The sequence below is a fragment of the Paramagnetospirillum sp. genome (assembly GCF_058402745.1).
In genome coordinates, this window is record NZ_JBZVFI010000012.1 from 119,837 (window position 1) to 140,100 (window position 20,264).

Annotated in this window: 31 protein-coding genes; all 31 read right to left on the reverse strand. The window is 66.1% G+C overall.

The annotated features are described in order from the left end of the window. Window positions 1-68 precede the first annotated feature (68 nt). The 31 genes from rplQ to ybgF all read right to left on the reverse strand — a co-directional run bounded on the left by rplQ (window position 69) and on the right by ybgF (window position 20,108). Window positions 69-491, reverse strand: a complete 423-nt coding sequence (gene rplQ / locus ACV4UZ_RS09925; RefSeq protein WP_068433093.1) for a 50S ribosomal protein L17 — start codon at window positions 489-491, stop codon at window positions 69-71. A gap of 192 nt (window positions 492-683) precedes the next feature. Then, window positions 684-1,700 (reverse strand): DNA-directed RNA polymerase subunit alpha, encoded by a 1,017-nt coding sequence (locus ACV4UZ_RS09930; protein ID WP_085374953.1) that lies wholly within the window; start codon window positions 1,698-1,700, stop codon window positions 684-686. A gap of 102 nt (window positions 1,701-1,802) precedes the next feature. Further along, a complete protein-coding gene (gene rpsK / locus ACV4UZ_RS09935) occupies window positions 1,803-2,198 on the reverse strand; it encodes a 30S ribosomal protein S11 (RefSeq protein WP_002725469.1) in 396 nt (131 codons plus the stop codon). Between the two features lie 12 nt (window positions 2,199-2,210). Next, entirely contained in the window at window positions 2,211-2,588 is a 378-nt protein-coding gene (gene rpsM, locus ACV4UZ_RS09940) for a 30S ribosomal protein S13 (RefSeq protein ID WP_085374952.1), read from the reverse strand. 162 nt (window positions 2,589-2,750) lie between these two features. Further along, entirely contained in the window at window positions 2,751-3,404 is a 654-nt protein-coding gene (locus ACV4UZ_RS09945) for an adenylate kinase (protein WP_491600712.1), read from the reverse strand. 27 nt (window positions 3,405-3,431) lie between these two features. Beyond that, the gene (gene secY / locus ACV4UZ_RS09950) at window positions 3,432-4,775 is read right to left on the reverse strand and encodes a preprotein translocase subunit SecY (RefSeq protein ID WP_491600713.1); all 1,344 of its coding nucleotides are present in this window, start codon (window positions 4,773-4,775) and stop codon (window positions 3,432-3,434) included. 161 nt (window positions 4,776-4,936) lie between these two features. Further along, window positions 4,937-5,413, reverse strand: coding sequence for a 50S ribosomal protein L15 (gene rplO, locus ACV4UZ_RS09955; protein ID WP_491600714.1), 477 nt, complete (start codon window positions 5,411-5,413; stop codon window positions 4,937-4,939). 56 nt (window positions 5,414-5,469) lie between these two features. Further along, a complete protein-coding gene (gene rpmD / locus ACV4UZ_RS09960; RefSeq protein WP_491600715.1) occupies window positions 5,470-5,673 on the reverse strand; it encodes a 50S ribosomal protein L30 in 204 nt (67 codons plus the stop codon). A 17-nt stretch (window positions 5,674-5,690) separates the two neighbouring features. Continuing rightward, entirely contained in the window at window positions 5,691-6,332 is a 642-nt protein-coding gene (gene rpsE, locus ACV4UZ_RS09965; protein WP_082700437.1) for a 30S ribosomal protein S5, read from the reverse strand. A 12-nt stretch (window positions 6,333-6,344) separates the two neighbouring features. Next, window positions 6,345-6,707: a 50S ribosomal protein L18 gene (rplR, locus tag ACV4UZ_RS09970; protein WP_491600716.1), complete on the reverse strand. Its 363-nt coding sequence runs from the start codon at window positions 6,705-6,707 to the stop codon at window positions 6,345-6,347. An 11-nt stretch (window positions 6,708-6,718) separates the two neighbouring features. After that, window positions 6,719-7,252, reverse strand: coding sequence for a 50S ribosomal protein L6 (rplF, locus tag ACV4UZ_RS09975; protein WP_491600717.1), 534 nt, complete (start codon window positions 7,250-7,252; stop codon window positions 6,719-6,721). 15 nt (window positions 7,253-7,267) lie between these two features. Continuing rightward, window positions 7,268-7,666, reverse strand: a complete 399-nt coding sequence (rpsH, locus tag ACV4UZ_RS09980; RefSeq protein ID WP_491600718.1) for a 30S ribosomal protein S8 — start codon at window positions 7,664-7,666, stop codon at window positions 7,268-7,270. A gap of 13 nt (window positions 7,667-7,679) precedes the next feature. Beyond that, window positions 7,680-7,985, reverse strand: a complete 306-nt coding sequence (gene rpsN, locus ACV4UZ_RS09985; protein ID WP_009868554.1) for a 30S ribosomal protein S14 — start codon at window positions 7,983-7,985, stop codon at window positions 7,680-7,682. Between the two features lie 15 nt (window positions 7,986-8,000). Continuing rightward, on the reverse strand, window positions 8,001-8,540 hold the full coding sequence (gene rplE, locus ACV4UZ_RS09990; RefSeq protein ID WP_491600719.1) for a 50S ribosomal protein L5: 540 nt from the start codon (window positions 8,538-8,540) through the stop codon (window positions 8,001-8,003). Window positions 8,541-8,557: 17 nt separating this feature from the next. Then, window positions 8,558-8,878 (reverse strand): 50S ribosomal protein L24, encoded by a 321-nt coding sequence (gene rplX, locus ACV4UZ_RS09995; protein ID WP_085374944.1) that lies wholly within the window; start codon window positions 8,876-8,878, stop codon window positions 8,558-8,560. Between the two features lie 2 nt (window positions 8,879-8,880). Then, window positions 8,881-9,249 carry a 50S ribosomal protein L14 gene (gene rplN / locus ACV4UZ_RS10000; protein ID WP_068489803.1) on the reverse strand — a complete coding sequence of 123 codons (369 nt, stop codon included), beginning with the start codon at window positions 9,247-9,249 and terminating at the stop codon, window positions 8,881-8,883. A 31-nt stretch (window positions 9,250-9,280) separates the two neighbouring features. Next, window positions 9,281-9,520: a 30S ribosomal protein S17 gene (gene rpsQ, locus ACV4UZ_RS10005; protein ID WP_491600720.1), complete on the reverse strand. Its 240-nt coding sequence runs from the start codon at window positions 9,518-9,520 to the stop codon at window positions 9,281-9,283. 14 nt (window positions 9,521-9,534) lie between these two features. Next, complete coding sequence (gene rpmC / locus ACV4UZ_RS10010; RefSeq protein WP_008615442.1) at window positions 9,535-9,738, reverse strand: 50S ribosomal protein L29; 204 nt, start codon at window positions 9,736-9,738, stop codon at window positions 9,535-9,537. Between the two features lie 2 nt (window positions 9,739-9,740). After that, window positions 9,741-10,157 carry a 50S ribosomal protein L16 gene (rplP, locus tag ACV4UZ_RS10015; RefSeq protein ID WP_008615450.1) on the reverse strand — a complete coding sequence of 139 codons (417 nt, stop codon included), beginning with the start codon at window positions 10,155-10,157 and terminating at the stop codon, window positions 9,741-9,743. A 17-nt stretch (window positions 10,158-10,174) separates the two neighbouring features. Continuing rightward, window positions 10,175-10,861 carry a 30S ribosomal protein S3 gene (rpsC, locus tag ACV4UZ_RS10020; RefSeq protein WP_068433077.1) on the reverse strand — a complete coding sequence of 229 codons (687 nt, stop codon included), beginning with the start codon at window positions 10,859-10,861 and terminating at the stop codon, window positions 10,175-10,177. Window positions 10,862-10,865: 4 nt separating this feature from the next. After that, window positions 10,866-11,252, reverse strand: a complete 387-nt coding sequence (rplV, locus tag ACV4UZ_RS10025; RefSeq protein ID WP_491600721.1) for a 50S ribosomal protein L22 — start codon at window positions 11,250-11,252, stop codon at window positions 10,866-10,868. Window positions 11,253-11,255: 3 nt separating this feature from the next. Then, entirely contained in the window at window positions 11,256-11,534 is a 279-nt protein-coding gene (gene rpsS, locus ACV4UZ_RS10030; protein ID WP_008615453.1) for a 30S ribosomal protein S19, read from the reverse strand. Between the two features lie 13 nt (window positions 11,535-11,547). Further along, on the reverse strand, window positions 11,548-12,375 hold the full coding sequence (gene rplB, locus ACV4UZ_RS10035) for a 50S ribosomal protein L2 (protein ID WP_085374941.1): 828 nt from the start codon (window positions 12,373-12,375) through the stop codon (window positions 11,548-11,550). 4 nt (window positions 12,376-12,379) lie between these two features. Continuing rightward, complete coding sequence (locus ACV4UZ_RS10040; protein ID WP_085374940.1) at window positions 12,380-12,688, reverse strand: 50S ribosomal protein L23; 309 nt, start codon at window positions 12,686-12,688, stop codon at window positions 12,380-12,382. Beyond that, entirely contained in the window at window positions 12,685-13,305 is a 621-nt protein-coding gene (gene rplD / locus ACV4UZ_RS10045) for a 50S ribosomal protein L4 (RefSeq protein WP_491600722.1), read from the reverse strand. The genes ACV4UZ_RS10040 and rplD overlap by 4 nt, the downstream gene beginning before the upstream one ends. Before the next feature lie 12 nt (window positions 13,306-13,317). Further along, entirely contained in the window at window positions 13,318-14,007 is a 690-nt protein-coding gene (rplC, locus tag ACV4UZ_RS10050; RefSeq protein WP_491600723.1) for a 50S ribosomal protein L3, read from the reverse strand. An 11-nt stretch (window positions 14,008-14,018) separates the two neighbouring features. Next, the gene (gene rpsJ, locus ACV4UZ_RS10055; RefSeq protein ID WP_002725423.1) at window positions 14,019-14,327 is read right to left on the reverse strand and encodes a 30S ribosomal protein S10; all 309 of its coding nucleotides are present in this window, start codon (window positions 14,325-14,327) and stop codon (window positions 14,019-14,021) included. A gap of 200 nt (window positions 14,328-14,527) precedes the next feature. Then, window positions 14,528-15,679: a dihydropteroate synthase gene (gene folP / locus ACV4UZ_RS10060; RefSeq protein ID WP_491600724.1), complete on the reverse strand. Its 1,152-nt coding sequence runs from the start codon at window positions 15,677-15,679 to the stop codon at window positions 14,528-14,530. Beyond that, on the reverse strand, window positions 15,672-17,534 hold the full coding sequence (ftsH, locus tag ACV4UZ_RS10065) for an ATP-dependent zinc metalloprotease FtsH (protein WP_491600856.1): 1,863 nt from the start codon (window positions 17,532-17,534) through the stop codon (window positions 15,672-15,674). Before ftsH ends, folP begins: the two co-directional genes overlap by 8 nt. A gap of 96 nt (window positions 17,535-17,630) precedes the next feature. Continuing rightward, complete coding sequence (gene tilS, locus ACV4UZ_RS10070; protein WP_491600725.1) at window positions 17,631-18,962, reverse strand: tRNA lysidine(34) synthetase TilS; 1,332 nt, start codon at window positions 18,960-18,962, stop codon at window positions 17,631-17,633. Between the two features lie 147 nt (window positions 18,963-19,109). Continuing rightward, window positions 19,110-20,108: a tol-pal system protein YbgF gene (gene ybgF / locus ACV4UZ_RS10075; RefSeq protein WP_491600726.1), complete on the reverse strand. Its 999-nt coding sequence runs from the start codon at window positions 20,106-20,108 to the stop codon at window positions 19,110-19,112. Window positions 20,109-20,264: the final 156 nt, after the last annotated feature.

Sequence of the window (20,264 nt, forward strand, 5' to 3'; positions counted from 1 at the left end):
CTGTCACGCGAAAGGGGCCGTCCCTCCCGGGACGGCCCCTTCGTCATCTCAGCCACGACGGAGGAGGCTTATTCCTCGTCGGCATCGGCCTTCTTGTCGGCGGTGGGGCCGGAATCGGTGCCCTTGGCGGCCGGATCGCGGTCAACCAGCTCGATGATGGCCATGGGGGCGCAATCGCCGTAACGGAAGCCGGCCTTCAGCACGCGGGTGTAGCCACCGTTGCGGGTCTTGTAGCGCTCGCCGATCACGGCGAACAGCTTGGCGACCACCTTGTCGTCGCGCAGGAAGGCATAGGCCTGACGGCGGGCGTGCAGGTCGCCGCGCTTGCCCAGGGTGATCAGCTTCTCGACCACCGGACGCAGGTCCTTGGCCTTGGGCAGGGTGGTCTTGATCTGCTCGTGCTTCAAGAGGGCGTTGGACAAGCTGACGAACAGGGCCTTACGGGCCGACTTGTCGCGGTTCAGCTTACGGCCGGACATACCATGACGCATAACAACTCTCCTCGTCGCTTGGCCTCGCCGGGCGAAGCCGATTGGACTGCCGCGTCGCCTCCATCAGGGGAGAACGGGCGGGTGGACCGGATGGTCCGATAAACATCCCTCTCAAATCGTCACCCCCGGGCTTGACCCGGGGGTCCAGGGATGGCCGGGTCAAGCCCGGCCATGACGAAAAAGGATGAGGACTTAGTAGGGCTCTTCCAGCTTCTTGGCCAGCTCTTCGATGTTCTCCGGCGGCCAATTGGCGATTTCCATGCCCAGGTGCAGACCCATCTGCGCCAGCACTTCCTTGATCTCGTTCAGCGACTTGCGGCCGAAATTGGGAGTGCGCAGCATCTCGGCCTCGGTCTTCTGGACCAGATCGCCGATGTAGATGATGTTGTCGTTCTTCAGGCAGTTGGCCGAACGGACCGACAGTTCCAGCTCGTCCACCTTGCGCAGCAGGTTCTTGTTGAAGGGCAGTTCGTCCTTCTTCTCTTCCTCGACGACCGCGGTGGGCTCCTCGAAGTTGATGAACAGCTGCAGCTGGTCCTGCAGGATGCGGGCGGCCAGGGCCACCGCGTCATCCGGCGTGACCGCGCCGTTGGTCTCCACCGTCATGGACAGCTTGTCGTAGTCGGTGACCTGGCCCACGCGGGTGTTTTCCACCTTGTAGGCCACCTTGCGCACCGGCGAGAAGATGGCGTCGATCGGAATGAGGCCGATCGGCGAATCCTCGGGACGGTTCTGCGAGGCCGGGACGTAACCCTTGCCGGTCTCGACCGTGAACTCGATGTTCAGCTTGGCGCCCTCGTCCAGGGTGCACAGCACCAGATCGGGGTCCATGATCTCGATGTCGTGGCCGACCTCGATCAGGCCGGCGGTGACTTCACCCGGGCCGACCGCACGCAGGTGCATGCGCTTCGGGCCCTCGCCGTGCATGCGCAGGCCGAGAGTCTTGATGTTCAGGATGATGTCGGTGACATCTTCCCGCACGCCGGGGATCGACGAGAATTCGTGCAGAACGCCGTCGATCTGGATGGCCGTGACGGCGGCACCCTGCAGCGACGACAGCAGCACGCGGCGCAGGGAATTGCCCAGCGTCATGCCGAAGCCGCGCTCCAGCGGCTCGGCGACCACGGTCGCGGTACGCTGGGCATCGGCCCCGGGCTCCACATGGAGCTTGTTGGGCTTAATCAGTTCCTGCCAGTTCTTCTGAATCACGAGCGTGACCTCATGCTGAACAAAGGAAAACGAAAACGGGCACGCCGCCGAACCTCCTCCTAGCCGAGGAAGCCGGCGGCATCCCGATCCAAGGAAACCCGATCAGACGCGACGGCGCTTGCGCGGCCGGCACCCGTTGTGCGGGATCGGCGTGACGTCGCGGATCGACGTGATCTGGAAGCCCACGGCCTGCAGAGCGCGCAGAGCGGACTCGCGACCGGCACCAGGACCCTTCACCTCGACCTCCAGGGTGCGCATGCCGTGCTCGGACGCCTTGCGGCCCGCATCTTCGGCAGCCACCTGGGCGGCGTACGGAGTCGACTTGCGCGAGCCCTTGAAGCCCTGCATGCCGGCCGAGGACCAGGAAATGGTGTTACCCTGGGCATCGGTGATGGTGATCATGGTGTTGTTGAACGTGGCATTCACATGCGCCACGCCCGAGGTGATGTTCTTGCGCTCGCGGCGACGAGGACGCGCGGCAGCAGCGGGCTTAGCCATCGGAGGTGTTCCTTACTTGGTAACTTTCTTCTTGCCGGCAATCGGCTTGGCCGGACCCTTGCGGGTACGGGCATTGGTGTGGGTCCGCTGACCGTGAACCGGCAGGCCGCGGCGATGACGCAGACCGCGATAGCAGCCCAGGTCCATCAGACGCTTGATGTTCATGGCCACCGCACGACGCAGGTCGCCTTCGACCTGGTAGTCACGGTCGATGAGCTCACGGATCTTGAGCACTTCGTCGTCGGTCAGCTGATTGACGCGACGCTCGGCGGGAATCCCCAGCGAGGTGGTGATCTCCGCCGCCTTGGCGCGGCCGATGCCATGAATGTAGGTCAGCGCGATCAGAACGCGCTTGTTCGTCGGAATATTGACGCCAGCGATACGAGCCAAAGCTGGTTACTCCTTCACCAGATAAAAGACCGCGCCACAAGATGACCCGGAGCCGTTAACCAAAAACGCGCCCCTGGCCTCGCCCATGACGGGGGAAACCGAAGGTGCGGGATTATAGGGCGATTCGATCAAGAGTCAACCGTCTCGCCCTATAGAAACACATTACTTCGCCGCGTCCAGAATCCCTTCCAGGGCCTTGGTCACATCGGCGATGTCCATGGTGCCGTCCACCAGCTTCAGCGCGCCCTTCTTGTCGTAATAGGGCAGCAGCGGAGCGGTCTGGGCGTGATAGGCGTCGAGACGCTTGGTCACGGTCTCGACGTTGTCGTCGGGACGGCGAGCGAACTCGGTGCCGCCGCAGGAATCGCAGGTCCCCGCGATCTTGGGCAGCTGGAACTTGTCGTGATAGCCGGCGCCGCACTTGGCGCAGGTGTAGCGGCCGGTGATGCGCTCGACGATGTAGGCGTCGGGCACGCGGATCTCGATGGCGAAATCCAGCTTCTTGCCCTTCCTGGCCATCATGGCGTCGAGGGCCTCGGCCTGGGCCACGGTGCGGGGGAAACCGTCGAAGATGGCGCCCTTGGCCACGTCGGGCTGGTCCAGGCGCTCGTCGATGATGGCGATGACGATCTCGTCGGACACCAGCTGGCCGGCGTCCATCACGGCCTTGGCCTTCTTGCCCACCTCGGAGCCGGACGCCACGGCGGCGCGCAGCATGTCGCCGGTGGAGAGCTGAACCAGGCCGTACTTGTCCTGAAGACGCTTGGCCTGGGTTCCCTTGCCGCCACCCGGCGGCCCCAACAGAACGAGATTCATCGGATGTCCCCTCTTTCTTCTTGGCAGTTAACGCCGCCCGCGCAGCCGGGACTTCTTGATGAGTCCCTCGTACTGGTGCGCAAGCAGATGCGACTGGACCTGAGCCACGGTATCCATGGTCACCGACACCACGATCAGCAGCGAGGTGCCGCCGAAGTAGAACGGCACCGCGAACTTGCTGATCAGGATTTCCGGCAGGACCGACAGCGCCGACAGGTAGGCGGCGCCCACCACCGTGAGGCGGGTCAGCACGTAATCGAGATAGTCCGAGGTGTTCTTGCCCGGGCGGATGCCCGGAATGAAGCCACCATACTTCTTCAGGTTCTCGGCCGTATCCACCGGATTGAACACCACGGCGGTATAGAAGAACGAGAAGAAGACGATCAGGCCCAGATACAGCGCCAGGTACAGGGGCTGGCCCCGGCCCATCAGGGCGGTGAAGGTGGTCAGCCATTCCGGCCCGCCGGCCGCCGAGAACTGGGCGATGGTCACCGGCATCAGCAGGATGGAGCTGGCGAAGATCGGCGGAATGACGCCCGAGGTGTTGACCTTGAGCGGCAGGTGCGAGGACTCGCCGCCGAACATCTTGTTGCCCACCTGGCGCTTCGGATACTGGACGATGATCCGGCGCTGGGCGCGCTCCATGTAGACGATGAAGGCGATGACCGCGACGCTCATCAGCAGGATGCCGATGATCACCAGCACGGGAATGGCGCCGGTGCGGCCCAGTTCCAGGGTGCTGCCGATGGCCGACGGCAATTCCGCCACGATGCCGGCCATGATGATCAGCGAGGTGCCCTGCCCGATGCCGCGCGCCGTGATCTGCTCGCCCAGCCACATCAGGAACAGGGTGCCGCCGGTCAGCGTCACCACGGTGGAAAAGCGGAACAGCAGGGAGCTGTCCATCATCACCGCGCTGCCCCGGGTGCTGGTCATGCTCTCCAGGCCGACGGCGATGCCGTAGGCCTGCATGACCGCGATGACCACGGTGAGGTAACGGGTGTACTGGTTGATCTTCTTGCGTCCGGCCTCGCCTTCCTTCTTCACCGCTTCCAGCGACGGGACGACCGTGGTCATCAGCTGGAGGATGATGGAGGCCGAGATGTACGGCATGATGTTGAGCGCGAAGATGGTCATGCGGCTCAGGGCGCCGCCGGCCAGCATGTCGAACATGCCGAGCATGCCGCCGCCCGACTGCTTGAACAGGTCGCCGAGCACCTGCGGATCGACGCCCGGCATGGGAATCCAGGTTCCCAGGCGATAGACGACCAGGGCCCACAGGGTGAACCAGATGCGCTTCTTGAGATCGGTGGCCTTGGCGAGAACGCCAAAGTTCAGATTCGCGGCGAGCTGCTCGGCAGCGGAGGCCATGCCTTACTCCGGGGTTCGGTGGCGCGGGGCGGCTTGCCCCCTCGGGGGCCGGCACCGCACCACAAATCCTTGATCCAGCCCTTGACCCGGGTCAATCGCCCCGGGCTGGGGATTCGACGCGTGAAAGAGCGTGAGGGGCGCGCGGCCCCTCACCTCCCAATTCACTCGGCAGCGGCCTTGGGCGCGGTCACGGTGACCGAGCCGCCGGCCTTCTCGACGGCGGCGATGGCCGCGGCCGAGGCACCGGTCACCTCGATGGCGACCTTGGCCTTGATCTCGCCATGGCCCAGCAGGCGGACGCCGTCCAGGACCTTGCCGATCAGGCCGGCGGCCGACAGGGCCTCGGCGTTGATGGGCTTGGCGGCATCGATGCGACCACCGTCGATGGCCTTCTGCAGGCGGCCGAGATTGATCACGGCGAAGTGCTTGGCGTTCGGGTTGTTGAACCCGCGCTTGGGCAGACGGCGGTAGATGGGCATCTGACCGCCTTCGAAGCCGTTGATCGCCACGCCGGTGCGCGAGGTCTGACCCTTCACGCCCTTGCCCGAAGTCTTGCCCTTGCCGGAGCCGATGCCACGGCCGAGGCGCTTCGACTGGTAGCGCGCGCCCTCGTTGTCGCGAAGTTCGTTGAGCTTCATTTCTTTTCGTCCTCGTCACGGTCGGCCGGGGCATTCAGCCCCGGCCCCCGGATGTTCTAGTCTTCGACGCGCACCAGATGGCGGACCTTGGTGATCATGCCGCGCACCGCCGGAGTATCCTCCAGCTCACGGGTGCGGTGCATCTTGCCCAGGCCCAGGCCGATCAGCGTGGCGCCCTGGTCGGCCGGACGGCCGATGGGGCTGCCGATCTGGGTGACCTTGACGGTCGCCTTGGCGGCGGTGGTCTTCTTGGCGGCCATGTTCAATGTCCTCCCGATCAAGCGCCGGCGGCGGCCGCGGCGGCGGCACCGTCGCGACGACCGATGATCTCGCCCACCTTCTTGCCGCGCTTGGCGGCGACATGGCGGGGAGAAGCCAGGTTGATCAGGGCGTCGAAGGTCGCCTTGATCATGTTGTGCGGGTTGGAGGTGCCGAGGCACTTGGCCACGACGTCCTGGACACCCATGGTCTCGAACACGGCGCGCATCGGGCCGCCGGCGATGATGCCGGTACCGGCCGGGGCGGCCCGCAGGATGACGCGGCCGGCACCGAAATGGCCGAAGGCGTCATGATGCAGGGTGCGACCCTCGCGCAGCGCGATCTTGATCATGTTGCGCTTGGCCTGTTCGGTGGCCTTGCGGATGGCTTCCGGAACTTCGCGGGCCTTGCCCGAACCGCAGCCGACGCGGCCCTTGGCGTCACCCACCACGACCAGGGCGGCGAAGGCGAAGCGACGGCCACCCTTCACCACCTTGGCGACGCGGTTGATGTGGACCAGCTTATCGACGAATTCCGATTCCTCGCGCTCGCGCGGGGTCTGCTCGGCGCCGCCGCGACCGCGATTCGGGCGGTCGCCGCGTTCGCCGCGCTCGCCGCCACGGCCGCGCTCGGGACGATCAGAAGAGGGAGTACGTGCCATTGCTCATCATCCTCAGAAAGACAGGCCGCCTTCGCGGGCCGCATCGGCCAGGGCCTTGACCCGACCGTGGTAGATGTAGCCGCCGCGGTCGAACACCACTTCCGTGACGCCCGCCGCCTTGGCCCGCTCGGCGATCAGCTTGCCGACGGCGGCCGCAGCCTCCTTGTCGGCGCCGGTCTTCAAATTGCCCTTCAGCTCCTTGTCGAGCGTCGAGGCGGCGGCCAGGGTGACGCCCTTGAGGTCGTCGATCACCTGGACGTAGATGTTCTTGCCGGAGCGGAAGACGGACAGACGGATACGGCCGTTGCCCTTCTCCTTGATGCTCTGGCGGGCGCGCCGCTTGCGGCGCTCGAAAAGATTCTTCGGCGTCATCATGGCGGAGCCCCTTACTTCTTCTTACCTTCCTTGCGGAGGATAGTCTCGGTTTCGTACTTGATGCCCTTGCCCTTGTAGGGCTCGGGACCACGGAAGGCGCGGATCTCCGCCGCGATCTGGCCGACCTGACGCTTGTCGCGGCCGGAGATCGAGATGGCGGTGGGCTTGTCGCACTTCATGGTCACGTCGGCCGGGATCGGATATTCGATGTCGTGCGAATAGCCGAGCTGCAGCTTCAGCGACTTGCCCTCGACCGCGGCGCGGTAACCGACGCCGTTGATCTCGAGGTTGACGGTGAACCCCTCCGACACGCCCTTGACCATGTTGTTCAGGTGCGCGCGGGTGGTGCCCCACATCATGCGGGCGTGCTTGGTTTCGTTCTTGGGCTTCACCCAGATCAGGTTGCCGTCGAGGGTGACCTCGACGTTGTCCCTGAGGGTGAGCGTCGACTCACCCAGCTTGCCCTTGACGGTGACTTCGGGTCCGGTGATCTGAACGGTGACACCCGACGGCACCGAGACGGGATATTTGCCGACTCGCGACATTTTCAGGTCCCTCCGTTAGAACACTTCGCAGAGGACTTCGCCGCCGACGTTCTGAGTGCGAGCCTCAGAGTCGGACATGACGCCGCGCGGGGTCGAGAGGATGGTGATCCCCAGCCCGTTGGCGACGCGGCGAAGGTCGGCGATCTTGGAATAGACGCGGCGGCCCGGAGTGGACACGCGCGAGATTTCCCGGATCACCGGCTGACCCTCGTGATACTTCAGTTCGATGCTGAGCTGGGCGACGCCGGGGCGCAGCTCGCTCTTGGAGTAGCCGCGGATGTAGCCTTCGCGCTTCAGCACCTCGAGGACGTTGGCGCGCAGGCTGGACGCCGGCGAGACAACGGTGGACTTGTTGGCCCGCTGGCCGTTGCGGATGCGGGTCAGCAGATCGCCGAGAGGATCGGTCATGGACATGGATCGTCCTCCCTTACCAGCTGGACTTGACCATGCCGGGAATCTGGCCCTGCGAGGCGAGCTCGCGCAGCTTGTTCCGGCACAGCTTGAACTTGCGATAGTTACCGCGCGAACGGCCCGTGACCTCGCAGCGCAGACGCACGCGGATCTTGGACGAGTTGCGGGGCAGCTCCGCCAGCTTCAGGGAGGCTTCGAAGCGCTCCTCCGGGCTGGCTTCACGGTTGTTGGCGATCGCCTTCAACTTGGCGCGGCGAGCGGCGAACTGGGCCGCCATGCGCTCACGCTTCTTGTTGCGCTCGACCGAGCTGATCTTAGCCATTGCCTAAATCTCCAATCAGGCCACGAACGGCATGTCGAAGCCCTTGAGGAGGGCCTTGGCCTCCTCGTTGGACTTGGCCGTGGTGACGAAGATGATGTCCATGCCGCGGATGGTCTCAACCTTGTCGTAGTTGATTTCCGGGAAGACGATCTGCTCTTTCAGGCCCAGCGAGTAGTTGCCGCGGCCATCGAAGCTCTTGCCCGGAACGCCACGGAAGTCGCGGACGCGGGGCAGCGCGATGTTGATCAGGCGGTCGAGGAATTCGTACATCCGTTCGGCCCGCAGGGTGACCTTGCAGCCCACGACCTGGCCTTCGCGCAGCTTGAACTGGGCGATGGACTTCTTGGCCTTGGTGCTGACCGGCTTCTGGCCGGAAATCATGGTCAACTCGGCAATGGCCGACTCGATCTTCTTGGAATCCTGGGCGGCTTCACCGACGCCCATGTTGATCACGATCTTCTCGAGCTTCGGCACCTGCATGGGGTTCGCGTAGTTGAACTCCTTCTGCAGGGCGGGCTTGACGACCGTATCGTAGTGCTTGCGCAGACGTGCCATCTGTCTGTTCCTTCGGCTTACCGGTCGATGACTTCGCCGGAGCGACGCGCAACGCGCACCTTCCGACCGTCTTCGAGGATCTTGTGACCGATGCGGGTCGCCTTGCCGTCCTTGGGGTCCTCGTGGGCGACGTTGGAGACGTGGATCGACGCCTCCTTCTCCACGATGCCGCCCTGGGAGGTGGCGGAGGGACGGGTGTGGCGCTTCACCATGTTGACGCCGGAGACGATGACGCGCTGCTCGGACGGCATGGCGGCGATGACCTCGCCCTTCTTGCCCTTGTCCTTGCCGGCGAGAACGACGACCCGGTCACCCTTCTTCACGTTCATGGAAGCCATGATTAGAGGACCTCCGGAGCCAGAGAGATGATCTTCATGAACTTCTTGCCGCGAAGCTCACGAGTGACGGGGCCAAAAATACGGGTGCCGATGGGCTCGCCCTGCTTGTTGATCAGGACGGCTGCATTGGTGTCGAACCGGATGGCGGAGCCGTCGGGACGACGGATTTCCTTGGCGGTACGAACGATGACGGCGCGGTGCACGTCACCCTTCTTCACGCGGCCACGCGGAATCGCCTCCTTGATGGAAACGACGATGACGTCGCCCACCGTGGCGATGGTCCGGTGCGAGCCGCCCAACACCTTGATGCACTGCACCCGGCGGGCACCCGAATTATCGGCGACGTCCAGGTTGGTTTGCATCTGGATCATGATGTCTCTTCCTTATATCCAGTCGCGACCGTCAAGCCTGGGGCTCGACGATCACTTCCCAGCACTTGGTCTTGGAGATCGGCGCGCATTCGCGGATGCGAATGGTCTCGCCGGTCTTGCAGACGTTGTTCTCGTCGTGGGCGTGGTACTTCTTGGAACGACGGATGAACTTCTTGTAGATCGGGTGCATCACGCGCCGCTCGACGCTGACCACCACGGTCTTGTCCATCTTGTCGCTCACCACGACGCCCTGAAGAATGCGCTTCGGCATTTGAATGGGCCTCCTTAGGACGCGCTTTTGGCGCGCTCGCCGAGCAGCGTCTTGATGGTCGCGATCTCGCGACGCACGGCACGCACCCGGGCGGTATTCTCCAGCTGGCCGGAGGCCCGCTGGAAGCGAAGATTGAACTGCTCCTTCTTGAGCGCGATGACCTGCTCCTTCAGCTGGTCAACACTCTTCTGGCGCAGATCGGCAGCCTTGGTCGCCATGGCTAGATATCCCCGATCCGAGAAATGAACTTGGTCTTGATCGGCAGCTTGGCGGCGGCCAGGGCAAAACCGTGACGGGCGATTTCCTCGGCGACGCCATCCACCTCGAAGAGGATGCGGCCGGGAGCCACGCGGGCGGTCCAGAACTCGGGCGCGCCCTTACCGGAGCCCATGCGGACTTCGGCAGGCTTGGACGACACCGGCAGGTCCGGGAAGATGCGGATCCACACGCGGCCCTGACGCTTCATGTGACGGGTCAGGGCGCGACGGGCGGCCTCGATCTGGCGGGCGGTGATGCGCTCGGGCTCCAGGGCCTTGAGGCCGTAGGCGCCGAAATTCAAGGCGGAACCACCCTTGGTGACCCCCTTGATCCGGCCCTTGTGGGCCTTGCGGAACTTAGTACGCTTGGGAGAAAGCATCTCTCTTCCCTCTCAAATCAGCGGCGTTCGGCCGGGGCGGTTTCCCCGGCGGCGCGCTTGTCCTGGGCCATGGGGTCATGGGCGAGGATCTCGCCCTTGAACACCCAAACCTTCACGCCGCAGGTGCCGTAGGTGGTGCGGGCGGTGCCCACGCCGTAATCCACGTCGGCACGCAGCGTGTGCAGCGGCACGCGGCCTTCGCGGTACCACTCCATGCGGGCGATTTCAGCGCCACCCAGACGGCCGGAGCAGTTGATACGAATGCCCTGGGCGCCCAGACGCATGGCCGACTGCACGGCGCGCTTCATGGCGCGACGGAAGGCGACGCGGCGCTCGAGCTGCTGGGCGATGGACTCGGCCACCAACTGGGCATCCAGTTCGGGCTTCCTGATCTCGACGATGTTGAGGTGAACCTCGCCACCGGTCATCTTCGAGAGCTCCTTGCGCAGCACCTCGATGTCCGCGCCCTTCTTGCCGATCACCACGCCCGGACGGGCGGTATGGATGGTGATGCGGGCCTTCTTGGCGGGACGCTCGATGACCACGCGCGACACGCCGGCCTGGGCCAGCTTCTCGCGCAGGTACTTGCGGAGCTTCAGGTCCTCGTGCAGCAGCTTGGCGTAGGTCTCGTCCGCGAACCACCGGGAATCCCAGGTGCGGTTGATGCCGACGCGCAGGCCGATCGGATTGACTTTCTGACCCATCTGCTTACTCCCCCGCCGCTTCGGCGCGTTCGCGCACGATGACGGTCAGATTGCTGAACGGCTTCTCGATCCGGCCGACGCGGCCACGGGCGCGCGCCTTCCAACGCTTCATCACCATGGCCTTGCCCACGTGGGCCTCGGCGACATAGAGACGGTCGACGTCCAGCTGGTGGTTGTTCTCGGCATTGGCGATGGCGGACTGCAGCACCGACCGCACCACCACGGCGATGCGCCGCTTGGAGAAGGTCAGGGCGTTGAGCGCCACGTCGGCCTTGAGGCCGCGGATGCTTTCGGCAACCAGGTTGAGCTTGCGCGGGCTGGTGCGGATGGTGGCCAGGAAAGCCTTGGCCTCGGTCTCCGCCAGGACCCTGTCTGCGGGTTTCTTGCCCATGGCTTACTTCCTCTTCGCCTTCTTGTCGACCGCGTGGCCGTAGAACGTGCGGGTCGGCGAGAACTCACCGAACTTGTGTCCGATCATGTTCTCGGTCACCAGCACCGGAATGAACTTCTGGCCGTTGTAGACGCCAAAGGTCAGACCGACGAACTGCGGCAGGATGGTCGAACGACGCGACCAGATCTTGATGACCTCGTTGCGGCCGCTGGCGCGGGCCTTGTCGGCCTTTCCCAGCATGTAGCCGTCGAGGAAGGGGCCTTTCCAAACGGAACGAGCCATGTTTCAGCCCCTCCTACTGAGTCTGACGGCGGCGCATGATGAGCCGGTCCGTCTTCTTGTTGCTGCGAGTCTTCTTGCCCTTGGTGGGCTTGCCCCACGGGGTGACCGGATGACGGCCGCCCGAGGTGCGGCCTTCGCCGCCGCCGTGCGGGTGGTCGATCGGGTTCATGGCGACACCGCGGACGGAGGGGCGACGGCCCATCCACACGGCGCGGCCGGCCTTGCCCAGCGAGACGTTCTGCTGGTCCGGGTTGGACACGGCGCCGATGGTGGCCATGCACTCACCGCGAACCATGCGCAGCTCGCCCGAGGCCAGGCGGAGCTGGGCGTAGCCCTGATCCTTGCCGACCAGCTGGACGTAGGTGCCGGCCGAACGGGCCAGCTGACCACCCTTGCCCACCTTGAGCTCCACGTTGTGCACCACGGTGCCCACGGGGATGTTCTTCAGCGGCATGGCGTTGCCCGGCTTGATGTCGGCCTTCTCGGAGGCGATCACCTGGTCGCCGACAGCCAGACGCTGCGGGGCGATGATGTAGGCCTTCTCGCCGTCGGCGTAGGACACCAGAGCGATGAAGGCGGTACGGTTGGGATCGTACTCCAGACGCTCGACCGTGGCGGCAACGTCGAACTTGTTGCGCTTGAAGTCGATGATGCGGTAGCGGCGCTTGTGCCCGCCGCCACGCCACCGGGCGGTGACCCGACCGGTGTTGTTGCGGCCGCCCTTGGAGCGCAGGCCTTCGGTCAGGCCCTTCTCGGGCTTGCCCTTCCACAGTTCAGAGCGATCGACCAGGACCAGCTGGCGACGGCCCGGAGTCGTGGGCTTGAAAGTCTTCAGTGCCATGGTCTCAGACTCCCGTGGTCACGTCGATGGAGTGGCCCTCGGCCAGCGTCACGACCGCCTTCTTGACGTCGGAACGCACGCCGGGACGGCCGCGGAAGCGCTTGACCTTGCCCTTGGCGATCAGGGTGTTCACGGCGGTGACCTTCACCCCGAAAATACCCTCGACAGCGGCCTTGATCTCCGGCTTGGTCGCGTCCAGCGGCACCTTGAAGGTGACCTGACGGTACTCGGAGCCCATGGTCGCCTTTTCGGTGATCACGGGGGCGCGGACGACGTCGTACATCCGCTCCTTGCTGATGACGAGCTTGCTCATTTCAGGCGAGCCTCCAGGGCGGCGACCGCGTCCTTGGTCAGGACCAGGGTTTCACGGCGCAGGATGTCATAGACGTTGGCACCCTGGCTCGGCAGCACATCCACGAAGGGGATGTTGCGGCTGGCGAGAGCGAAGTTGCCGTCCACGGCGGAGCCGTCGATGAACAGCACCGAGCTCAGGCCCAGCTTGGCCAGGCGGGCGGCCAGGTCCTTGGTCTTGGGCGAACCGGCGTTGGCCGCGTCCACCACGATCAGCTTGCCGTCGGCCACCTTGGCCGACAGGGCGGTCTTCAGGGCCAGCTTGCGGACCTTCTTGGGCAGATCGTGGGCGTGCGAGCGCACCACGGGGCCGAAGATGGTGGCGCCGCCACGGAACTGGGCGGAGCGCAGCGAACCCTGACGGGCACGACCGCCACCCTTCTGCGCGAAGGGCTTCTTGGTGGTGCCGGAAATCTCGCTGATGGTCTTGGTCTTGTGATTGCCGGACTGGCGCTTGGCCAGCTGCCAGTTGACGGCGCGGAACAGGATGTCCCCACGCACCGGCACGGCGAAGATCTCGTCGGCCAGTTCGATTTCGCCGACGGTCTGGTTGTCCAGGCTGATTACGTTCGTCTTCATCGCCTTGATCCTTTACTCGGCCGAGGCCGCGGCCTTGACGCCGGCCGGGAACGGCACGCCATCAGGCAGCTTGCGCTTCACCGCGTCGCGGACGAGCACCCAGGACCCCTCGTGACCGGGAACCGAACCCTTGACCAGGATCAGGCCGCGATCGGCGTCGGTGGACACCACGGTGAGGTTCTGAGTAGTCACCTGCTCATCACCCAGATGACCGGCCATCTTCTTGCCCTTGAACACCTTGCCGGGGTCCTGGCGCTGGCCGGTGGAGCCGTGGGAGCGGTGCGACACCGAAACGCCGTGCGTGGCCTCGAGGCCACGGAAGTTCCAGCGCTTCATACCGCCGGCAAAGCCCTTGCCGATGGTGGTGCCGGTCACGTCCACGTACTGACCGGGGATGAAATGGGCAGCGGAGAGTTCGGTGCCGACCTCGAGAACGTTCTCGGGCGCGACACGGAATTCAACCAGCTTCTTCTTGGGCTCGACCTTGGCCTTGGCGAAGTTGGCGCGAGCAGGCTTGCTCACGTTCTTCACCTTGGCGGTACCGGCACCAAGCTGAACGGCGACGTAGCCGTCCTTTTCCACAGAGCGGGTCGAGACCACCTGGCAGGTGTCGACCTTCAGCACGGTGACCGGCACATGGGTGCCGTCAGCGGTGAAGATCCTCGTCATGCCGACCTTCTGGGCGATGAGACCAGAGCGCATTGTTAGGTTCCTTAGAGCTTGATCTCGACATCGACGCCGGCGGCCAGGTCGAGCTTCATCAGCGCGTCCACGGTCTGCGGGGTCGGGTCGACGATATCCAGAAGCCGCTTGTGAGTCCGAATTTCGAACTGCTCGCGCGACTTCTTGTCGATGTGCGGGCTACGGTTCACGGTGAACTTCTCGATCCGCGAGGGAAGCGGGATCGGACCGCGCACCTGCGCCCCGGTCCTCTTGGCGGTGTTGACGATCTCGCGGGTGGACTGGTCCAGCACGCGATGATCAAACGCCTTGAGGCGGATGCGGATGTTCTGGCTTTCCATGTTCAAGTCATCCGTCAAATCGGATCGGCGCCCCATCGGAGCGCCGATCGGTGAAAACAGTCAATTCAAAGAGCCTCCCGCAGTTAGCCGCCTTGCCAGTAGCGCAGCCGCTCTTACGGAATGAGGCCGAAGCCGAAGGCAGCCTTATACAGAGACTCATGGGGCTTGGCAACAGGACTCTTCCGCATGATCCGCGGACTTTATCCGCCGGCCCGCATGGCCTTCCAGATGGCCACCGCCTGCGCCGTCTGGGGCACGTCGTGGACGCGCAGCACCTGAACCCCGGCGTCCAGTCCGGCCAGATTGGCGGCGAGCGTCCCGGGCAGGCGGGCCGAAGCCGCCTCGCCCCGGGACAGCCGCGCCACGAAGCTCTTGCGGCTGACCCCCAGCAGCAGCGGCAGGCCGAGGCCATGCAGCACGGCCAGGCTCCCCAGGATCTGGACGCAATGCTCCGGCGTCTTGCCGAAGCCGATGCCGGGGTCGAGGCAAATCCGCTCGCGGGGAATGCCGGCCGCCTCGCATTCCCTCACCCGGGCGGCGAGATGGTCGAACACGTCGAGCGGCGCCGAGGCGTAGACCGGCGCCGCCTGCATGGTGCGGGGGTCGTCGCCCTGCATGTGCATCAGGCAGAGATCGGCGCCGCTTCGGGCCGCCACCGTCAGGGACTCGGAATCCCCCAGCAGGGCGGTGACGTCGTTGATGATCCTGGCCCCCGCCTCCACCGCCGCCCCCATGATCGCCGCGTGGCGGGTGTCGATGGAGACGCACAGGCCCTTTTCCGCCAGGGCGCGCACCACGGGCAGCACGCGGCGCGCCTCCTCCTCCGGGCCGACCGGGTCGGCGCCGGGCCGGGTGGATTCGCCGCCCACGTCGATGATGTCGGCTCCGGCCTCGGCCAGGGCGAGGCCGCGCGTGATGGCGGCGTCGGCCTCGAACACCTCGCCGCCGTCGGAGAAGCTGTCGGGGGTGACGTTGACGATGCCCATGATGCGGGGCCGGTCCATCTCCAGCCCACCCCAGGGCCGGCGACGGGCGCCCATGCGATGAATGGTCTCGGCCACCAGGCGGGCGAGCGCCGGGTCCTCGCCCTCGGCCCAGTCCACCACCTCGGCGAAGGGGGCCACGGCCAGGGCGGCCCCTCCCCCCGCCCGCCGGGTGATCACCCCCAGCGCGGTGAAGGCGGCCCAGCCGTCGGCCAGGGGCCAGCCATTGCCCGAGATGATCGCGGCGGCGGCCTGCTCGCCCCACACCAGACCGGTGGGCAGGAGATGGAGGCCGCCTCCCGAGACGTCGAAGCCCCGCGGCAGGGCGGGGCTTCGGGTGAAGGCGGACGACACCGACACGTCAGGCACCGGGCTGCGGCTCCGGATCATAGCCGGGACGCGAGCCGGGGCCGGACGAGGGCACCGACGAGCGGCGCGGCGGGTCCTTGGGGCGCCACTCGTTGCCGTCGCGGTTGATGGAATCACCCCGGATCAGGGCGTCGATGTCGTCCTTGGACAGGGTTTCGTATTCCAGCAGGCCCTTGGCGATGATCTCCAGCTCGGCGCGGTACTTGGCGAGGATCTCGCGGGCGGTGTTCTCGCCCTCCTCCACGAAGCGGCGCACCTCGGAATCGATCAGGCTGGCGGTGGCTTCCGACACGTTCTTGTGCTGGGTCACCGAATGGCCGAGGAAGATTTCCTCCTGGTTGTCGTTGTAGCGCAACGGCCCCAGCTTCTCGGAGAAACCGTACTCGGTCACCAGCTTGCGCGACAGGTCGGTGGCGCGCTGGATGTCGTTGGAGGCCCCCGTGGTCACCGCGTCCAGGCCGAAGATCATCTCCTCGGCGACGCGGCCGCCGAAGAACGAGGCGATCATCGCCTTGATCTGCTTCAGCGACAGGGAGTAGCGGTCGCGCTCGGGCAGCGACATGGTGACGCCCAGGGCCCGGCCGCGCGGAATGATGGTCACCTTGTGCAGCGGCTCGTGACCGGGCACGTGCATCATCACCAGAGCGTGGCCGGCCTCGTGATAGGCGGTCAGCTTCTTCTCGTCGTCGCTCATCACCATGGAGCGGCGCTCGGCGCCCATCATGACCTTGTCCTTGGCCGCCTCGAATTCGGCCATGGTCACCACGCGCTTGCCGGCGCGCGCCGCCAGCAGGGCGGCCTCGTTGACCAGATTGGACAGGTCGGCGCCGGAAAAACCGGGGGTGCCGCGCGCGATGATCTTGGCGTCCACGTCGGGGGCCAGGGGGACCTTGCGCATGTGGACCTTGAGGATCTTCTCGCGGCCCAGGATGTCGGGATTGGGCACCACCACCTGACGGTCGAAGCGGCCGGGACGCAGCAGCGCCGGGTCCAGCACGTCGGGACGGTTGGTGGCGGCGATCAGGATGACACCCTCGTTGGACTCGAAGCCGTCCATCTCGACCAGCAGCTGGTTGAGGGTCTGCTCGCGCTCGTCGTTGCCGCCGCCCAGGCCGGCGCCGCGATGGCGGCCCACCGCGTCGATCTCGTCGATGAAGATGATGCAGGGGGCGTTCTTCTTGCCCTGCTCGAACATGTCGCGCACGCGGGACGCGCCGACACCCACGAACATCTCGACGAAGTCGGAGCCCGAGATGGTGAAGAACGGCACGTTGGCCTCGCCGGCGATGGCGCGGGCCAGCAGGGTCTTGCCGGTGCCGGGCGGGCCGACCAGCAGGCAGCCCTTGGGAATCTTGCCGCCCAGGCGCTGGAACTTCTGCGGGTCCTTGAGGAACTCGACGATTTCCTCCAGCTCGGACTTGGCCTCGTCGATGCCGGCGACGTCCTCGAAGGTGACGCGGCCGGTCTTTTCCGTCAGCAGGCGGGCGCGGGACTTGCCGAAGCCCATGGCCTTGCCGCCGCCGCCCTGCATCTGGCGCATGAAGAACACCCAGACGCCGATCAGCAGCAGCATGGGGAACCACGACACCAGCACGCTCCACAGCGTCGGCGCGTCGTCGGACGGCGGCACCGCCGTGATGCGCACGTTGTGGGCGCGCAGCTTGTCGACGATGTTGACGTCCTGGGGCATGTAGGTGGTGAAGGGGCGGCCGTCGGTGAAATGACCGTTGACCACGCTGCCCTGGATGGTCACGTCGGCGACGGCGCCGCGATCCACGTCGGCCAGGAATTCGGAATAGGAGGTCTGGCCCGGACCGCGTGGCGGCGAGGATGCCTGGAACAGATTGAAGAGCATCACCAGCAGCACGGCGATGATGACCCACAACGCCAGGTTCTTGCTGAAATTCAAGGTAGCGTCCTTCCCGTCAAGTGCTGTACCGGACCAAGTCGTCTACACATAGTGCCGATTCCCGCCGGCACAAGCGGAAACGGTAAGAACATGGAGCGGCGCGGCGCGCAAGCCGATCAGCAGGCGCCCGGCCTCCTCCCGGTTATAGCCGAGGTGCGGCGCCGCGAGAATACCCCGCTCATCGTAAAGCGCAGGTAAAGTGGGACAGGCGCAGGCGGGCACCGGCTCCGGCCGCGCGCGGCCCAGCAGATCCGCCACCTTTCGCCGCCCCTGCGACCCCAGCGCCCCCAGGCTCAAGCCCGGCGGCGCATGGGGGGCCACCACCGCCTCGAACCGCCCGTCCCAGCGAATTCGCGCCCCCGGAATCAGGGGCAGCATGCCCTCCACCCGCTCCGGCTCGCGGCAGATCACCACGCCCGAGCCCTGGGGCACGACGCGGCAGCCCGCCAGGGTGCGGGCCGTCGCCGGACCGTCCCGCAAGGCACCGTACAGCCGTTCCAGCCGTTCCAGCCGGGGAGTGTGCGCCTCGCCGCCCACCGCCAGCAGCAGGCGGGCCAGCAGACGCAGTCCCACCTCGTCGGGCAGCCCGGCGAGGGCGTGGGAGTTGAGGCGGGCATAGCCGGCCGCATCAAGGACCACGTGGCGGAGAGCCGCCTCGGCCACCATGGTGTCGATCGCCTCCCGGGCGCGGGCCAGGGTGCGGGCGGTGGCGGCCAGACGCTCGCCGCTCAGCCCCTCGGCGGCCAGGGCGGGGGCCAGACGGCGCAGCCGCACCCGGGCGAAGGCGGAATTGGCGTTGGAGGGATCAGTGATCCACTCCCGGCCCCTCTCCCGCAAGGTGGCCTCCAGCCGGGCGCGGGGGACCGTCAGCAGCGGCCGCAGCAGGCGGCCCCAGGGGGTGGGGCGCTCGGGCGCCATGGCCGACAGCCCCTCCAGCCCCGAGCCGCGCCCCAGGCGCAGCAGCAGGGTCTCGGCCTGGTCGTCGCGGTGATGGGCCAGCAGCAGATGCAGGATGCCCCGGGCGGCGCAGGCCCCACCCAGCAGGCGGTAGCGGGCGGTTCGCGCCGCCGCCTGAAGATCGGCCCGGGGCTTTTCCCCCGTCCAGGCCAGGATACGGCGAGCGATGCCCTGGTCGTCCAGCCAGTGCCCCACCCGCTCGGCCTCGGCGGCGGAATCGGGGCGCAGGCCGTGATCGACGGTCAGCGCCACCACCTCGCCCCCCCGCTCCTTCGCCCAATCGGCAGCCAGCAGGACCAGCGCCATGGAATCGGCGCCGCCCGACACCGCGACCCCCAGGCGCGGCGCGGATTCGAACGGCCCCATCGGCGCCATCAGGCGGGAAAACTCGTCGGATGTCAGCGGCAGGACGGACATGGTCTTCAGGCGTCCCCAACATATCGGGCTATCGCCCGAACCCATCCGGGGCGTTTGCCCCGGCCCCCATTCTTTTTCATCGATAAGACAAAGGGAGGCTTGGAGGCATCGCCTCCAAGCGGGTTTGGGCGGCAGCCCAATGCAAGGTCACTTACAGCCCAGGCGCTGCTTGTCGCCCTGGACGGCGCGCTTGATGCGGTCGGCCATGTCGGGATGCTCGGCGAACAGCAGGGCGTAGGTGCGGCAGGCCTGGTCCTTCATGTTCAGATGGCCGAACGAGGCGCCCAGCTTATAGAGCATGTCGGGGGCCTTGGTATGCTTGGGGTACTTCTTGTAGGCCTCGCCGAACAGCTTGGCCGAGGCGGCGAAGTCCTTCTTCTGGGAAAAGGCGATGTCGCCCAGCCAGAACTGGGCGTTGCCCGCCAGCTGGTGGTTGGGGTGGGCCTTGAGGAAGGCCTGCAGCCCGCGCTCCGCCCCGTCGTAATCGCCCTTCTGCAGCAGGCCGTAGGCCTCCTCATAGGCCGACTGGGCATCCTTCGGAGGGGCCTTGGCCGCCTGCTGCTGCGATTCGGCCTCGCCCTTCTTCAGGGCGCCGGCCGGCATGGAGCCCAGGGTCTGCGGCCCCGGAGCGGGGCCTTCGTTGTCGGCGGAATTGGCGCCGGGCTTGACGCCCTTGGGCGGAATCAGCACCGGGGCGCCGCTGGGCGTGGTGGCGCCGGCCGCCGGCATGGACAGGGATTGGGGCTGCGCGGGGGCGGTGGACGAGGACGGGGCCGAACCGCGCGCCGCCTCCAGATCCTTGAAGCGCAGGTCGAGATCGGCCTGCATGCGCTCCATCTGCTTGGCCAGTTGCGAGGCCTTGAAATTGGCCTCCTCGATCTTGCCGGTGAGGAAGCGGTTGGCTTCCTCCAGTTCGTTGATGCGGTCCTCCAGGCGCGACGCCATGGTGCCGGCCACGCTGCCGTCGTTGGAGCGCACCACCGTGGTGGTGCCGCGCGCCGCCTGCTGCTGCATGGTCATCAGATCGCGTTCCAGCCGCTCGATGCGGTCGTACAGCGCCCTGGTGTCGGCCTGGGCCGAGGCGGGATCGGAACCGGCGCCGAGCATCAGCGCGCAAAAGGCGGTGGCAAGAACCAGACGACGCACGGCCTACCTCATCTTCGAAACGGATGCGGAAGAATGACTATTGAACGCGATCAAGGCAAGAGCAAGGCAAGGAATCCCGGATGGTGACATCCCGGAAAAACAAATAAGGCGCCTGCCCCGCCGAAGCGGAGGCAGGCGCCCCATTCTTTTCGTCCG

Excerpts from the sequence above, each read along its gene's own strand:
- rplQ (WP_068433093.1), bottom strand. The coding sequence starts at position 491 with ATGCGTCATGGTATGTCCGGCCGTAAGCTGAACCGCGACAAGTCGGCC.
- rpsK (WP_002725469.1), bottom strand. The coding sequence starts at position 2,198 with ATGGCTAAGCCCGCTGCTGCCGCGCGTCCTCGTCGCCGCGAGCGCAAG.
- ACV4UZ_RS09945 (WP_491600712.1), bottom strand. The coding sequence starts at position 3,404 with ATGAATCTCGTTCTGTTGGGGCCGCCGGGTGGCGGCAAGGGAACCCAG.
- secY (WP_491600713.1), bottom strand. The coding sequence starts at position 4,775 with ATGGCCTCCGCTGCCGAGCAGCTCGCCGCGAATCTGAACTTTGGCGTT.
- rplO (WP_491600714.1), bottom strand. The coding sequence starts at position 5,413 with ATGAAGCTCAACGAACTTCGCGACAACGAGGGCGCGCGCTACCAGTCG.
- rpmD (WP_491600715.1), bottom strand. The coding sequence starts at position 5,673 with ATGGCCGCCAAGAAGACCACCGCCGCCAAGGCGACCGTCAAGGTCACC.
- rpsE (WP_082700437.1), bottom strand. The coding sequence starts at position 6,332 with ATGGCACGTACTCCCTCTTCTGATCGTCCCGAGCGCGGCCGTGGCGGC.
- rplR (WP_491600716.1), bottom strand. The coding sequence starts at position 6,707 with ATGATGACGCCGAAGAATCTTTTCGAGCGCCGCAAGCGGCGCGCCCGC.
- rplF (WP_491600717.1), bottom strand. The coding sequence starts at position 7,252 with ATGTCGCGAGTCGGCAAATATCCCGTCTCGGTGCCGTCGGGTGTCACC.
- rpsH (WP_491600718.1), bottom strand. The coding sequence starts at position 7,666 with ATGTCCATGACCGATCCTCTCGGCGATCTGCTGACCCGCATCCGCAAC.
- rpsN (WP_009868554.1), bottom strand. The coding sequence starts at position 7,985 with ATGGCTAAGATCAGCTCGGTCGAGCGCAACAAGAAGCGTGAGCGCATG.
- rplE (WP_491600719.1), bottom strand. The coding sequence starts at position 8,540 with ATGGCACGTCTGCGCAAGCACTACGATACGGTCGTCAAGCCCGCCCTG.
- rplX (WP_085374944.1), bottom strand. The coding sequence starts at position 8,878 with ATGGCTTCCATGAACGTGAAGAAGGGTGACCGGGTCGTCGTTCTCGCC.
- rplN (WP_068489803.1), bottom strand. The coding sequence starts at position 9,249 with ATGATCCAGATGCAAACCAACCTGGACGTCGCCGATAATTCGGGTGCC.
- rpsQ (WP_491600720.1), bottom strand. The coding sequence starts at position 9,520 with ATGCCGAAGCGCATTCTTCAGGGCGTCGTGGTGAGCGACAAGATGGAC.
- rpmC (WP_008615442.1), bottom strand. The coding sequence starts at position 9,738 with ATGGCGACCAAGGCTGCCGATCTGCGCCAGAAGAGTGTTGACCAGCTG.
- rplP (WP_008615450.1), bottom strand. The coding sequence starts at position 10,157 with ATGCTTTCTCCCAAGCGTACTAAGTTCCGCAAGGCCCACAAGGGCCGG.
- rpsC (WP_068433077.1), bottom strand. The coding sequence starts at position 10,861 with ATGGGTCAGAAAGTCAATCCGATCGGCCTGCGCGTCGGCATCAACCGC.
- rplV (WP_491600721.1), bottom strand. The coding sequence starts at position 11,252 with ATGGGCAAGAAACCCGCAGACAGGGTCCTGGCGGAGACCGAGGCCAAG.
- rpsS (WP_008615453.1), bottom strand. The coding sequence starts at position 11,534 with ATGGCTCGTTCCGTTTGGAAAGGCCCCTTCCTCGACGGCTACATGCTG.
- rplB (WP_085374941.1), bottom strand. The coding sequence starts at position 12,375 with ATGGCACTGAAGACTTTCAAGCCCACGACTCCGGGCCGTCGCCAGCTG.
- ACV4UZ_RS10040 (WP_085374940.1), bottom strand. The coding sequence starts at position 12,688 with ATGAGCAAGCTCGTCATCAGCAAGGAGCGGATGTACGACGTCGTCCGC.
- rplD (WP_491600722.1), bottom strand. The coding sequence starts at position 13,305 with ATGAAGACGAACGTAATCAGCCTGGACAACCAGACCGTCGGCGAAATC.
- rplC (WP_491600723.1), bottom strand. The coding sequence starts at position 14,007 with ATGCGCTCTGGTCTCATCGCCCAGAAGGTCGGCATGACGAGGATCTTC.
- rpsJ (WP_002725423.1), bottom strand. The coding sequence starts at position 14,327 with ATGGAAAGCCAGAACATCCGCATCCGCCTCAAGGCGTTTGATCATCGC.
- ftsH (WP_491600856.1), bottom strand. The coding sequence starts at position 17,534 with ATGCTCTTCAATCTGTTCCAGGCATCCTCGCCGCCACGCGGTCCGGGC.
- tilS (WP_491600725.1), bottom strand. The coding sequence starts at position 18,962 with ATGTCCGTCCTGCCGCTGACATCCGACGAGTTTTCCCGCCTGATGGCG.